This window comes from Anaerosalibacter sp. Marseille-P3206 (genome assembly GCF_900155565.1).
Classification (GTDB): domain Bacteria; phylum Bacillota; class Clostridia; order Tissierellales; family Sporanaerobacteraceae; genus FUHM01.
The window spans coordinates 340,592-354,133 of the sequence record NZ_FUHM01000002.1; the positions used below are offsets into that span (position 1 = coordinate 340,592).

A 13,542-nucleotide genomic window follows, 5' to 3' on the forward strand; every position below is an offset into this window, starting at 1 on the left:
CCCTTTCTATTTTATCTTAACTAAAACTAACCAATTCATTAATGAACCTGAAACCTTACCTAAACCTATTGCTATTAATAAATAGAATACATAATCTTCTAATTCTAACTTTTTTGTAAGTACTGGTATTACATTTAATACTTCTGCTAATGCAGATGAAAAAATACCTATAAAAGCCCCAAAAAATATACCTAATATCACTGTAAAATAAATAGGTAACTTCAAGGAAAAGTTTGTAAAATATGCTAAGCTAAATAAAGTCATACTTAATATCAAAGTTCTTTCATACCATTTTATATATAGTAATGTATCTGAATTTTGAATAAGCCTAGGTATTATTTGTAACAATGTAATAAAAGCTGCAACTGCATTTCCAACTATAACACCTGCAGATGTCCCAATAGCAATTAAGACTATACTTTTTAACAATATACCACCACCATTTAAAGAGGTTTATTTGTGTTTTTTATTATATTTAATATTGAATCATCTACATCCTTATTGAAAAGATCCATTTCCACTTCCATTGGCCCTGGTTCTTTTCTTCTAGATTTATTACTAAAAGCAGAGCTGAAAAAAGCAATCATTCCTATACCAATCCCTAAGGAATATGGAATTAATAATATTAATGGATTATCCTTTTTAGTGCCAGTAATCAAATAATATATATTTTCCATTGATTGTTTCATGTTTACATCTACATGAAAATTTATAATAGCCAATCCCGCTCCTAAAAATAAAGTTATGCATATAATAATTACCTTTAAGTACTTAAAAACAATATTTTTCTTTTCCCCTCCCTTAATCTCTATCAGAATCTCTGGTTTACCTATTATATTTACATTTACATTATCTCTTTCATTTTCAATTTTGTTTATTATATCTATAGCAGATACAAAATCACAAATTTCTTTTTCTTTGGCATTATAAATTTTTAAACCTTCTAAGTACTTTTGTAAACTTGCATTTTTACAATATATTTCTGCAACATCAGTTAAATAAACGCTACTATTAGGTTCAGTTGTGTATCTTGATTCTAGTTTTATATAAATTTCTTCTTTTTCGATTTTTATCCCCCCATCTCATCATTATTTAGCATTCTTACAAACTTAGCTTTTTTAGGTGTTGTTTTTTCAGAGTTAATGTTGCTATAAAATAGTATCCCTAAGGAAATTGAAATTATCACTACAAAAACTATTAATATTTTTATTTTAGTATTAATTTTTATTCTCATAAAATCACTCCATCTTTTATAACTATATTTAGTATTTACTAGAATTGAATTTTAATGCAAAAAAATAAGGCATAATATTATGCCTTAGCTAACATTTTTTTTAAATCTTCTAATATCCTCTTCTCTATTCTTGAAACCTGCACTTGAGAAATGTTTAGTAATTTAGCTACTTCAACTTGAGTTTTATCTTTAAAATACCTAAGAATAATGATTTGCCTATCTCTAGGCTTTAAATTATTGAGTACCTCTTTTAATAAAATTGTATCTAATATATCTTCTTCTCCTTCACCACCATCATCCTTTATTTTATCTATAAGAAAAAGTGGCGAACCATCTTTTTCATGTATGACATCATACAAGTATTCAGGTTGATAATTTGAATCTATCGCCATAACTATTTCTTCTTTATCTACATCTATTTCATCTGCAATTTCTTGAATAGTAGGTTCTCTATCTAACTCGTTTATTAATTTTTCTTTTGCATATTTAACCTTTAAGCAAGTTTGTTTAAGAGACCTACTTACTTTAATCATTCCGTCATCCCTTAAAAACCTCTTTATTTCACCTATAATCATTGGAACAGCATATGTTGAAAATTTAACATCATAAGAAGTATCAAATTTATCAATAGCTTTAATGAGTCCAATACAACCTAATTGAAATATATCATCTGCTTCATATCCCCTATTGGTAAATCTCTTAAGAATACATTTTACAAGGCCAATATTACAGCTAACTAACCTTTCTCTTGCCAATTCATCGCCTGATTGAGCTTTAACTATTAAATCCATAGTTTCTTCATGATCAAGCAAATTGCTTTCACTAGATTCTCTATACCCCATAATATCTACTCCCCAGTAGAAAGACTTTCAAATTTTTTAGTCATTTTAACCACTGTGCCCTTACCCACTTCACTTGTTACTTCTAATCCGTCCATAAAGGTTTCCATAACAGTAAAGCCCATACCAGACCTTTCAAGTTCAGGCTTTGATGTATAAAAAGGTTCCATTGCTGTTTTTAAATCGTCTATTCCCCTGCCTGAATCTTTAATTATTATTTGTATTTCATTTCCTTGTATAATAGCTTCAATAGTTACTATACCTTCTCCATTTTCATAGCCATGTATAACTGCGTTGGTAACTGCCTCTGAAACAGCTGTTTTTATATCAGATATTTCTTCTATAGTAGGATCTAATTGAGAAGCAAAGGCTGCAACAGCTACTCTTGCAAAAGATTCATTTGTAGACTTACTAGAAAATTCAAGCTTCATATAATTCCTCTCACCCATTTAAGTATCACTCCCCTATACTATTTTTTAATGCATCATCAATAGAACTATAAACATCTATGATTTTTAAAATTCCTGACATTCTTAGTATTCTTTGTATATTTTGATTGTCATTTACAATTAAAACCTTTCCACCATTTTCACTGCACATCTTATATCTTGCCATTAAAAGTCCAATACCAGAACTATCCATAAAATTTAGTTCTCTTAAATCAAATATAATATTCTTTTTTAGCTTGTCATAATACCATTCATCTATTTTTTCTCTAGATGCTTCTGAACTATGGTGATCTAACTCCCCCTTAAATTTAACTATCAAATTTTCATCAATAGTATCTAATATTAATTGCAAAAAATCCCCTCCCATCTTGAGCATTATCTATATATTCTCCAATCCAGCTTAATATTCCTTCATAGAAAAGTGACTAGTTTTGTTGAAAAAAGAAAAATAGAGTCTTATGAAAGACTCTATTTCAAATTATTTATAGCAACTATTACATGGCTTAAAAGAATTGATGTTGTTACACTTCCTACTCCTCCTGGAACAGGAGTTACATTTTTGGCTATATTAGATACAATTTCAGTGTTTACATCTCCACATATTTTACCTTGTTCATCTAAACTAATTCCTACATCAATAACTGTGGAATTTTCATTAAAATATTCTTCATCAAAAAATTTTGCTCTACCTAATGCAGTAACAACTATATCTGCTTCATTAGTTAGTTTACTAAGGTTCTTTGTCCTTGAATGACAAATAGTAACTGTAGCATTTTTGCTTAAAAGCATCATAGAAAGTGGCTTTCCAACAACCATACTTCTATTAACAACTACGGCATTTGCACCTTCAAGTGGTATATCATAGTATTCCAAAATCTTCATAGCAGCTTTTGGTGTACAAGGTGCAAACCCATCAGTGTTTCCTTCAAATATCTTCTCTAGGTTTAGCGGATTCATACAATCGACATCTTTTAATGGGTTTATTGTGTTACTTATCAACTTTTCATCTATATGCTTTGGAAGAGGTCTAAAAATTAGTATTCCATGGATATTTGCATCATTATTGAGAATATTTAATTTATTTACTAATTCTTCAGTAGTAATATCCTCTTTTACTTCATATACAACTCCATTTATCCCAACATTTTCGCAATTCTTTAAAATACTTCTTTCATAGGCTATATCATCGGGATTTTTCCCAACTCTTAGTATTCCCAATGTTGGACTTATTCCTTCTGCTTTTAGCTTTAAAACATTTTCCTTTATATTTTCTTTTATACTATCAGCAACAACCTTACCTTTTAAAATATTAGCCATAAAAAATCCTCCCATATTTACGTATTTTATTTAATTATATCATTCCTTTCATATTCATACTATATTAAGCTTTATTTTTTGGCAAAAATATAGCGGAGAATCAATCTCCGCTAATTGTTTTAACTATTTGTTACTTCTTTTTTTAAATCTTCTTCTTTTACTGATTTACCTAAGAAGCGAATCATTCCAAGCAAAATTGCAATTCCAATCAATAATATTAACCATTGATTAGCTCCTGTAAATCCAGCTATTAGATAACATATACCTGATACAATTCCTACAGATAAAGCATAGGACATTTGGGTCTTAACATGGTGTAAGTGGTCAGCGCCAGAAGACATAGAAGACATAATGGTGGTATCTGATATAGGTGAACAGTGGTCACCAAATATTGCACCAGACATTACAGTACCCAAAGTAATTACTAATAAACTTGGATCTGCACCACCATTTAGTATAAATCCTTCAGCTAGTGGTACAGCAAGTGGAATAACTATAGCCATTGTTCCCCAAGCAGTTCCAGTAGCAAAAGAAATAATACCAGAAATAATAAATACAATTATAGGCAAAATTCCATATGGTATCTTGTTAGATACAACTCCTACTAAGAAATTAGCTGTTCCTACTGATTTTGTAACACTACCTAGAGACCAAGCTAATACAAGTATCATACAAGCCATAGACATTGATTTTGCTCCATCTACCCACGCATCAAATACTTCGTTCATATCTAAAATCTTTTGTACTAATGCCATGATTATCGCCACAACACTTGAAGCAAAAGAAGCCCAAAGAAGTACAATACTAGAATCAGCTTCTCCAAAACAAGCCCTCATACCTTCTGCAGTAAATGGGTCTACTCCACCTTCTAGTGCAAGATAACCATTGTACCAAAGTCCAACAAAAGCTACTATAACTAATGTCAAAATAGGAACTATAGCATTAGAAGCCTTTAATTTCATACCCTTTTTTATTTCCATCTTAGTTATCTCATCACTAGACATAGGTTTTGCATTATCTGCAAGAACTTTTCCAGTAAGTCTTGCCCTTTTTTCCGCTTGATACATAGGACCATAATCTCTCTGGAAGAATATCAATAATAATACAAATAAAACTGAAAAAACACAATAATAATTATAAGGAATAGTTTTTAAGAATACTTGATAATAATTTGCTTCAATACCTAAGGTTTGATATACATTTCTTATAACTCCAATTTCATATCCAACCCACGTAGAAATAAGTGCTATACCTACTACAGGGGCAGATGTAGAGTCAATAATATAAGAAAGTTTTTCTTTTGATACATTCATCTTATCTGTCAGTGGTCTCATAGTTGGACCAACTATAAGTGTATTTGCATAATCATCAAAGAAAACTAGTACCCCTAGAAGCCAAGTGAATAATTGGGCTGTTCTAGGATTTTTAATCTTTTTGCTTAAAGATTCAGCAATTGCAGTAGTACCACCCATCTTGTTAACTATTCCTACCATACCACCAATTGTCAACAAGAAAATAATAATAGCAGCGTTCCATGAATCTGCTAATGAACCAACTATAAATTCGTCTAAGCTTCTTAGGAACCCAAAGAAAGGATTCCAACCATTGAGCATCGTTGCGCCTATAAAAATACCTAAAAATAAAGATAGCAAAACTTGTTTAGTGACAAAAGCTAACACTATTGCTATTAACGGTGGTAAGATAGAAATCCAACCAAAGTTTGGTATTTCCTCTTCTCCTTCTGCAAATACTGGTAGGGATAATATTAGAACAAATAGTAATACGAGTACGAAAAATCTCTTTTTGTCCATTACATAACCTCCCTTATTTATTTTTGATAAAATTAGAAATATCACTCCTTTCTTAATTATCAATACTATTCGACATTTCTGAAAATTATCCTTCTTTTTTTGTATAATAATCTAAAAAACATTTAAAAAAAGCAAAGAGCAATAATTGTTGAAAATATACCAACAAAAGTTCCTGTTATTAACTCCTTAAAACTATGTCTATTTAAACTAATTCTCGCCCAAAAAACTATAGGTAATATCAGATATAACCATAAAACAGGACTGCCTAAAAAATGATATAAAAGTGTAATAGGACCAGATATACCACAGGCATGTCCACTTGCTTTAAATTTTATAAATTTGTTGATTAATGCCAATATTCCTCCTGAGGTTACATAAGCAGCAAACATCTTTTGTACAATAACAGGAGCCTTAAGTACAAAAGAAAATATTATACCTACAAAATATCCTATAACAGCTAATATAAAAGCTAGTTTTCTCTCTCCTTTTCTGCCTGCATTTTTATATTTAGGTAAAATATATTGTAATGGATAAGCTGACAAAGGAAGTATTGTTAAAAAGAAAATCGAATAGATATACCACCAAATATTTCTAAACTGCTTATTAAAATTTATATATAATATAGTTATTACAAAAAATGCTACAATAGGTACAACAGTTATAACGCTTATGAATTTTGCTATTTTCTTTTTCAAACTATCTCCCCCATATTTACTACTTCGTAATAATTCTTCTAGCCTTTACATATCTAGAGCTATAATACTTAGAATTAATATCCGCTATTTCAATTTGACTATTGCTTGTAGAAGCATGAATCATTTTTCCATCACCAATATAAAGCCCTACATGAGATATACCATTACCAGATGTATTAAAAAAGATTAAATCTCCTGGTTTTAATTCCGATCTCTCAACAGAAATACCATTTAATGATTGATCTCTTGAAGATCTATTTAGCTCTATTCCCATACTCGCTTCATAAACACTACATGTAAACCCTGAACAGTCAAATCCTCTACTACCCTTATCACCATATACATACGGTCTACCAATCTTACTATAAGCATCATTGATTACCTTATTTAAATTGGATGTTTTTCTTGATATTATATTTCTTGATGTAGATCCCTTACCATCATTTAATTTCATACAAGTTTTAGGTATACTAAACTCACATCCGTTTTCATCTAATGCTATAAACTTTTTATCTCTATAATCTTTAATCGGAGTAGTTTCTCCAATTTCTAGCACATAATATTTATTGTTATCATATTTAATAACCTTATCTACAGTTGCCAATCCATGTGATATAAAAGCTTCTTCTGATGGATTTCCCTTGAAATATTTTAACATGCCAAAACCTTTATTCATATCTTCAGTAACAAATATTCCCCAGTCTCCAACACTTCTAACTAAATTTACAATCTCCCCTGGATTCAATGTTTTTATAATATTACCACTTTCCTCTGGTTTGTCCAAAAGAAAAGTTTTTTCTAGTACTTTATAATCTTTTTTGCTAACCTTAGTTTTTAAAACCTCAGATTTTGGTACTTCAAAATATTCTGAGCCTTTTCCTATTATATATGTATTTTCGCTTTCTCTTTCTATATCCACAACGTCTTCTTCTGCAAACTCTGTAATAGTACCATTTTTATTTTTTAAACTAAAACTGTTAATAAAAACCCCTGTATCAGCAAACACTATAGATGATAACATGACAATAATAATAATTGTCGCCAAATAAGATCTTTTCCTCCCCACCGAAAACACACCCTTTACAAAATATTGTTTTACATATTTAATTATTTGAAATTTATATATGCTATTATATTATATATTTTATTTACAATCAAGTTTTTAGTTAACGATATTTTTGTATTATTCAGAATATTTATATTTGTTTTTTTGCCAAAATACAAAAACTCAAGAATTAATCTTGAGTTTTTGAAGGTTCAACATGAACCATACAATGTTTTACTTCTTCTATTTTTTCTTCTATATCATCATGGACTTTCTCTGCAATATCGTGGCCTTGTTCAACATTAAGATTACCATCTACTGTTATCTCAATATCTACATATAGTTTGTTTCCAAACATCCTAGTCTTAAGAGACTTTATACTATCTACTCCTTTTACTGAATGTGCAATATCCATTATCCTTTCTTCTGTTTGATCATCAGCTGACTGATCAACTAGTTCTTTAGTTGCCCTAAAATATAAATCTACTCCTACTTTGATTACAAAAATACTAACTACAACACCTGCTATAGGATCTAATATCTTAAGTCCCAATCTAGCACCAAGTATACCAACAAAAGTACCAACTGATGAAAATGCATCTGATCTATGATGCCAAGCATCAGCTTCAAGAGATAAACTTTTTATTTTCTTCGCTGCTTTTACAGTATACCAGTACATTCCTTCTTTTACGCCAATTGAAGCAATTGCTGCTACTAAAGCTATTAATCCTGGGGTTTTTATATCACCACTTATTAAAACCTTTATACTTTCGTATCCTATATACAATCCTGTTAAAACAAGCATTGTACTTAACAATTTTGCAAATATTGGTTCATATTTCTCATGACCATATGGATGTTCCTTATCAGCCTCTTTTGAAGAAACTTTTAAACCAAATATTACAACTATTGTAGTCAATACATCTGATAACGTGTGAACGCCATCTGCAAGCATCGCATTACTTTTTCCTACAATACCTGCTATAATTTTAAAAGCAGATAAAATCACATTAACAATTATTGTTATAAACGAAACCTTTATTCCTAAATTATAGTTCTCCATTCCCTTGCCCCCTAACATTAACATATATTATTATATGTTATATTTGTTTCAATTGATAATATTATATACCCGTTATTATCAAAAATCCACTGTTTTAGAGAAACAAAAGTATTTATCAACTGATAATGACTATTGTTATAAAAAAGGAATTATAAAAAAATGTGGGAAAAATTATCCCACATTTTTTATTTTAACCTATATTGTTTTTTAATTAATTTTCTTAACAAAACTTCCTTCTTTCATGATAACATCCATCTTTTCAACATCAACATCGTGAATGTCTTTTAATGGATTGCCATTTATAACAAGAAGGTCTGCAAATTTACCGTTTTCAAGAGTTCCTGTTATATCATCAATTCTAAGCATTTCAGCACCATTCTTAGTTGCAGCTACAATTGTTTCCATTTCTGTTAATCCAGCTTTATTTAATGCATACATTTCAGTAATAGCATATTTTCCATATGGAGTTAAGCTACTACAGAATGAATCTGAACCTACTGTTATTCTTATGCCTTTTTCATTTGCATTTCTAAGATTGTCTATAATACGATTTAATTCTTTTTCAGCAGTTGTCTTTCCAGGATATTTGTCATGAATTGGTCTATATGGTGGTTCATATACTGTAAACCATTCAAAGAAGAATTGTAGTGTTGGACAGAATGTAATATCCTTTTCTTTCATTATTTCAAGACATTCTTCATTTAATTCTTGACCATGAATGATTACTGATACTCCAGCTTTACATGAATCAAGTGCCCCACCATATCCTTCAGCATGAGACCATACAGGTAGCCCTACCATATTAGCTTCGTCTACAACAGCTTGTATTTCTTCCATAGAATAATGGGAGTCAGCCTTTGCATCATGTCTCCAAATTCCTCCACCTGTTGACCAAATTTTTATTGCATCTGGGTTTTCACGAAGTCTTTTTCTTATAGCTTTTCTTAAATCCCATGGTCCATCTACTCTTTCTGCCCATGGATGAGACTCATTATTGTATTCTAATGGAAGCTTATGTGAGTCTCCGTGTCCTGCTGTTCTACAGAAACCAAGACCTGTTGAAACCATACGAGGACCAGGTATTATACCTTCTTCAATCATGTTACGAATATGTAATCCAGATCGAGAAATTTCACCAACTGATGTAAGTCCATGCTCTAATGCTTCACGAGCTTGAGCAACTGCTACTATTGTTTTTTGAATTGTAGGTTCTAATACCCATTCTGAATCATTATCAGTTAGATTACCACTGAAATGTAGATGAGTATCAATAAGACCAGGCATAATAGTTTTTCCTGCTATGTCTACTACCTCATAGTCTCCTTCAACTTCCTTCATTTGACCAGCATATATAATTTTCTTGTCCTCTACAAGAACAAGTGAATTCTCTACAGGTGCTTTGCCTGTACCATCAATAAGTAAACCACCTTTAAAAGCAATTTTTGCCATTAAAATCCCTCCTTTTATTTATTCCAAAGATATTATATCACAATTAAAAAAGTCTACAACACCTAATGGTGTAAATACTATATTTATTGATATACTTGATTAATATATCTAAATTATAATCTTATTTACCTAATCTTATTTATCTCATATAAATCTGTTCTTCTATGATTTAACAAAGGCAATTCTCTTCTGACCCTTTGAACCAATTCTAAATCTATATCTCCATATATAATACATTCCTTTTCATCTGCCTCGCTTATGACTGTACCCCATGGATTTACAACACTTGAATGTCCGTAAGCATGGTAGGATGCAGATTGATTCCTTGCTGGGGACGCTGCAATAAAGTATACCTGATTATCTAATGCCCTAGTCCTTACTAACAATTCCCAATGAGCAGGACCTGTTGTCATATTAAAAGCCGCAGGTACTATTATTACTTCTGCTCCTTCTAATGCCATAAGCCTTATTAATTCTGGAAATCTCATATCATAACAAATAGCTACACCTATTTTACAAAACTCTGTAGGAAAAACAGTAACTTCTTTACCATATCCTAAAGTATCTGATTCTTTAAACTTAATTCCATTTTCTACTTGTATGTCAAATAAATGAACTTTTCTATGCTTACCAACTAAATTTCCTTCTCTATTATATATGTAGGAAGTATTATATATTATATTATTATCTTTTTCAGGTATAGAACCCCCTACTATATATACGCCTAATTCCTTAGATAATCTGGCTAATGTATTTGTCGTTTTTCCCGGAAATTCTTCCGCATACATTGGAAAATATTTGTTTTCATACGGACAATTAAACATTTCAGGTAGAACTATGATATCACTTCCATTACTAGCTGCATTCCTTATCATATTTGAAGCTCTTTTTATATTTTCATCCTTATCTTCCTTAACTATCATTTGACATATGCCTACTTTCATCTTTCCCATAATATCACCATCCTAATTAGAATTATTATATATTTTAAAACCTACAATTAATATTCTTTATAAAAGTCTTCCAATAATAATTTAGCATTATATTTTTATATTATCACATTGCATAATTTTTTTTAAAAAAAGCTAGATTAATTATATTATTTTAAAATAGCTTTCTTTTTCTAAAAAAATAACATTTCGTTGAAATATTCGCTTTTATCTGATATATTGTATGTGTAAGTTTCAAATATAAAACTTAAAATGACAGAGTAGATAATATGCGTAAAGTGTCAAAGGATGGAACGTTGCCTTTGAACGAAAAGCAAGCGCTTGCGACATATTATCGCGTTCGCTGACACTATCAGTAATATCTTCTTTCTGATGTGGCAGACTGTCATATCATATATGAAAGGAGGTATTTTTTGTGAAAAAGTTGAATCCAAGAATTATCGCTATTTCAGGTTTTTTGATTGCTCTAAATATTGTATTGTCTAGAGTTATTACTATCCCAGGCGTTATTAACTTTGGAGGATTCCCAATTATTTTCGCTGGTGTAGTATTTGGGCCTGTTGTTGGTGGAATTGTTGGAGCAGTAGGAGATGTGGTTAGTTTTATAGTTAGACCAACTGGACCATTTATGCCACATTTTGTTTTAACTTCAGCCCTTACTGGGATCATTCCTGGAATTCTTATGAAAGTGTTAAAGGCTGATTTGCCAAAACTACCATTGTGGAAAATATTTGTATCAATATTAGTTGGACAAGTTACTACATCTGTACTAATGGTTCCTTATTTTAGATACATTCTATTTGGTCATCCATTGCTTGTGACTATGTCAAAAGCAGCAACCAAACAAGCTATAAATATTCCTGCTTATTCTATACTAATAAAAACTCTAGTAGAATCATTAGCTAGAACAGGAGTACTTAAACAAGAGTGTTAAATACAAAACCCTTTGGTCTTTTTATAAGATCAAAGGGTTTATATTTACTTATAAATCTGTAATAAAAGTTCTCTTAATAATTTACAAGCTAATGCAGTTGAAGCTCCACTTTGGTCATAAACTGGAGATAACTCGTTTATATCAAAGGCAACAATATTTAAACCAGATATCATATGAATAGCTGCCAAAAGTTCCTTAGATATTACAAAACAAAAAAAGAATAAGGTGGCAGGAGAATCAACTCCTGTCACCTTATTCTTCTTCCCAATCTAAGGATCTTCCAACGGCTTTCTTCCAACCTTTATATATTTTCTCTTTGTGTGCTTCATCCATCTCTGGGTTAAATACTCTGTCTACATTCCATTTCATAGATATCTCCTCCATATCTTTCCAGAATCCAACTGCTAACCCTGCTAGATATGCTGCACCAAGTGCTGTAGTCTCGATTACTTTTGGTCTGTGAACAGGTACACCTAATATATCAGACTGGAACTGCATCAAGAAATTATTCGCAACAGCTCCACCATCTACTCTCAGCTCTTTTAGGTCAATTCCCGAATCTTCTTGCATCGCTTCAAGTACATCTCTTGTCTGATATGCTATGGATTCTAATGCTGCTCTTGTCAAGTGGTTTCTATTTGATCCTCTAGTAAGACCTACTATAGTTCCCCTAGCATACATATCCCAATATGGCGCTCCAAGGCCTACAAAGGCTGGTACTATATATACTCCATTTGTATCATTAACTTTAGTTGCAAAATATTCACTATCTGCTGAATCCACAATAAGTCTCAATTCATCTCTTAACCATTGAATAACTGCTCCTGCTATGAATATACTTCCTTCTAATGCATAGTTAACCTTTCCATTAATTCCCCAAGCAATTGTTGTTAAAAGACCATTTTTTGAAGGAACTATCTTCTCTCCTGTATTCATAAGCATAAAACATCCAGTACCATAGGTGTTTTTAGCCATACCTTCACTATAGCATGCCTGCCCAAATAATGCTGCTTGTTGATCTCCTGCAATTCCTGCTATAGGTATTTCCGCTCCACCAAAGGTCTTTGGATCTGTAACACCATATACTTCACTAGATGGTCTAACTTCTGGAAGCATGGATTTTGGTATATTTAATTCTTTAAGTATTTTTTCATCCCAACATAATTCTTTTATATTAAATAACATGGTTCTAGAAGCATTAGAATAATCAGTTACATGCACTTTTCCCCTTGTCAAATTCCATAATAACCAAGTATCAATATTACCAAATAGAAGTTCTCCCTTTTCTGCGCTTTCTCTTGCTCCTTCAACATTATCTAGTATCCATTTGATCTTTGTACCTGAAAAATATGCATCTATTACAAGTCCTGTATTTTCCTTGATATAATCTTCTAATCCTTTTTTCTTTAAATCGTCACAAATTGGAGCTGTTCTTCTACATTGCCAAACTATAGCATTGTATATAGGTTTTCCTGTATTTTTGTTCCAAACAACAGTAGTCTCCCTTTGATTTGTAATGCCTATAGCAGCAACTTCATTTGGTCTCGCACCTTCTCTTTCTAAAACTTGTCTAGCTACACCCATTTGTGTAGCCCAAATTTCCATTGCGTCATGTTCAACCCAACCAGGTTTAGGATATATTTGCTCAAACTCATTTTGTGCTACTTGAACAATTTCAGCATTGTGATTAAAAAGTATAGCTCTAGAACTTGTAGTCCCTTGATCTAATGCCATAATATATTTCTTTTCCAAAGTT

Annotated in this window: 16 protein-coding genes, 1 pseudogene and 1 riboswitch; of the genes and pseudogenes, 1 reads left to right on the forward strand and 16 read right to left on the reverse strand. The window is 31.1% G+C overall.

Annotated features, from left to right (window positions below; translation table 11 throughout):
- Positions 1–6 precede the first annotated feature (6 nt).
- The 14 genes and pseudogenes from BQ9840_RS02955 to BQ9840_RS03010 form a co-directional block, all read right to left on the reverse strand.
- A complete protein-coding gene (locus BQ9840_RS02955) occupies positions 7–429 on the reverse strand; it encodes a stage V sporulation protein AB (protein ID WP_159436065.1) in 423 nt (140 codons plus the stop codon).
- 14 nt (positions 430–443) lie between these two features.
- A complete protein-coding gene (locus BQ9840_RS12810) occupies positions 444–722 on the reverse strand; it encodes a hypothetical protein (protein ID WP_234978606.1) in 279 nt (92 codons plus the stop codon).
- Positions 723–812: 90 nt separating this feature from the next.
- Positions 813–1,073, reverse strand: a pseudogene (locus tag BQ9840_RS13040) (stage V sporulation protein AA); the annotation flags it as partial.
- Complete coding sequence (locus BQ9840_RS12480) at positions 1,070–1,234, reverse strand: hypothetical protein (RefSeq protein ID WP_159436066.1); 165 nt, start codon at positions 1,232–1,234, stop codon at positions 1,070–1,072. The pseudogene BQ9840_RS13040 and the gene BQ9840_RS12480, both read right to left, overlap by 4 nt.
- A 77-nt stretch (positions 1,235–1,311) precedes the next feature.
- Positions 1,312–2,076, reverse strand: a complete 765-nt coding sequence (sigF, locus tag BQ9840_RS02965) for an RNA polymerase sporulation sigma factor SigF (protein ID WP_077367903.1) — start codon at positions 2,074–2,076, stop codon at positions 1,312–1,314.
- A gap of 5 nt (positions 2,077–2,081) precedes the next feature.
- Positions 2,082–2,504 carry an anti-sigma F factor gene (gene spoIIAB / locus BQ9840_RS02970; RefSeq protein WP_304528583.1) on the reverse strand — a complete coding sequence of 141 codons (423 nt, stop codon included), beginning with the start codon at positions 2,502–2,504 and terminating at the stop codon, positions 2,082–2,084.
- Between the two features lie 25 nt (positions 2,505–2,529).
- On the reverse strand, positions 2,530–2,874 hold the full coding sequence (locus BQ9840_RS02975) for an STAS domain-containing protein (protein WP_234978607.1): 345 nt from the start codon (positions 2,872–2,874) through the stop codon (positions 2,530–2,532).
- Positions 2,875–2,990: 116 nt separating this feature from the next.
- Positions 2,991–3,839, reverse strand: coding sequence for a bifunctional 5,10-methylenetetrahydrofolate dehydrogenase/5,10-methenyltetrahydrofolate cyclohydrolase (locus BQ9840_RS02980; RefSeq protein ID WP_077367907.1), 849 nt, complete (start codon positions 3,837–3,839; stop codon positions 2,991–2,993).
- A 119-nt stretch (positions 3,840–3,958) separates the two neighbouring features.
- The gene (locus tag BQ9840_RS02985; RefSeq protein ID WP_077367909.1) at positions 3,959–5,650 is read right to left on the reverse strand and encodes a Na+/H+ antiporter NhaC family protein; all 1,692 of its coding nucleotides are present in this window, start codon (positions 5,648–5,650) and stop codon (positions 3,959–3,961) included.
- 122 nt (positions 5,651–5,772) lie between these two features.
- Positions 5,773–6,345 (reverse strand): hypothetical protein, encoded by a 573-nt coding sequence (locus BQ9840_RS02990; protein ID WP_077367911.1) that lies wholly within the window; start codon positions 6,343–6,345, stop codon positions 5,773–5,775.
- 19 nt (positions 6,346–6,364) lie between these two features.
- Positions 6,365–7,390, reverse strand: coding sequence for a C40 family peptidase (locus BQ9840_RS02995; RefSeq protein ID WP_143254308.1), 1,026 nt, complete (start codon positions 7,388–7,390; stop codon positions 6,365–6,367).
- Positions 7,391–7,580: 190 nt separating this feature from the next.
- Positions 7,581–8,453: a cation diffusion facilitator family transporter gene (locus BQ9840_RS03000; protein WP_077367915.1), complete on the reverse strand. Its 873-nt coding sequence runs from the start codon at positions 8,451–8,453 to the stop codon at positions 7,581–7,583.
- Positions 8,454–8,660: 207 nt separating this feature from the next.
- A complete protein-coding gene (locus BQ9840_RS03005; RefSeq protein ID WP_077367917.1) occupies positions 8,661–9,902 on the reverse strand; it encodes a metal-dependent hydrolase family protein in 1,242 nt (413 codons plus the stop codon).
- Between the two features lie 125 nt (positions 9,903–10,027).
- Positions 10,028–10,855 carry a carbon-nitrogen hydrolase family protein gene (locus BQ9840_RS03010; RefSeq protein ID WP_077367919.1) on the reverse strand — a complete coding sequence of 276 codons (828 nt, stop codon included), beginning with the start codon at positions 10,853–10,855 and terminating at the stop codon, positions 10,028–10,030.
- 251 nt (positions 10,856–11,106) lie between these two features.
- Positions 11,107–11,200: riboswitch (THF riboswitch) on the forward strand.
- A gap of 67 nt (positions 11,201–11,267) precedes the next feature.
- On the opposite strand from BQ9840_RS03010, the gene BQ9840_RS03015 reads away from it, so the two are divergent.
- The gene (locus BQ9840_RS03015; RefSeq protein ID WP_077367921.1) at positions 11,268–11,786 is read left to right on the forward strand and encodes a folate family ECF transporter S component; all 519 of its coding nucleotides are present in this window, start codon (positions 11,268–11,270) and stop codon (positions 11,784–11,786) included.
- Positions 11,787–11,830: 44 nt separating this feature from the next.
- On the opposite strand, the gene BQ9840_RS12815 is transcribed toward BQ9840_RS03015, so the two are convergent.
- Together BQ9840_RS12815 and glpK are read right to left on the reverse strand one after the other, a co-directional pair.
- Complete coding sequence (locus tag BQ9840_RS12815) at positions 11,831–12,037, reverse strand: arginase family protein (protein WP_234978608.1); 207 nt, start codon at positions 12,035–12,037, stop codon at positions 11,831–11,833.
- Position 12,038: 1 nt separating this feature from the next.
- Complete coding sequence (gene glpK, locus BQ9840_RS03025; RefSeq protein ID WP_200804856.1) at positions 12,039–13,538, reverse strand: glycerol kinase GlpK; 1,500 nt, start codon at positions 13,536–13,538, stop codon at positions 12,039–12,041.
- Between the last annotated feature and the right edge of the window lie 4 nt (positions 13,539–13,542).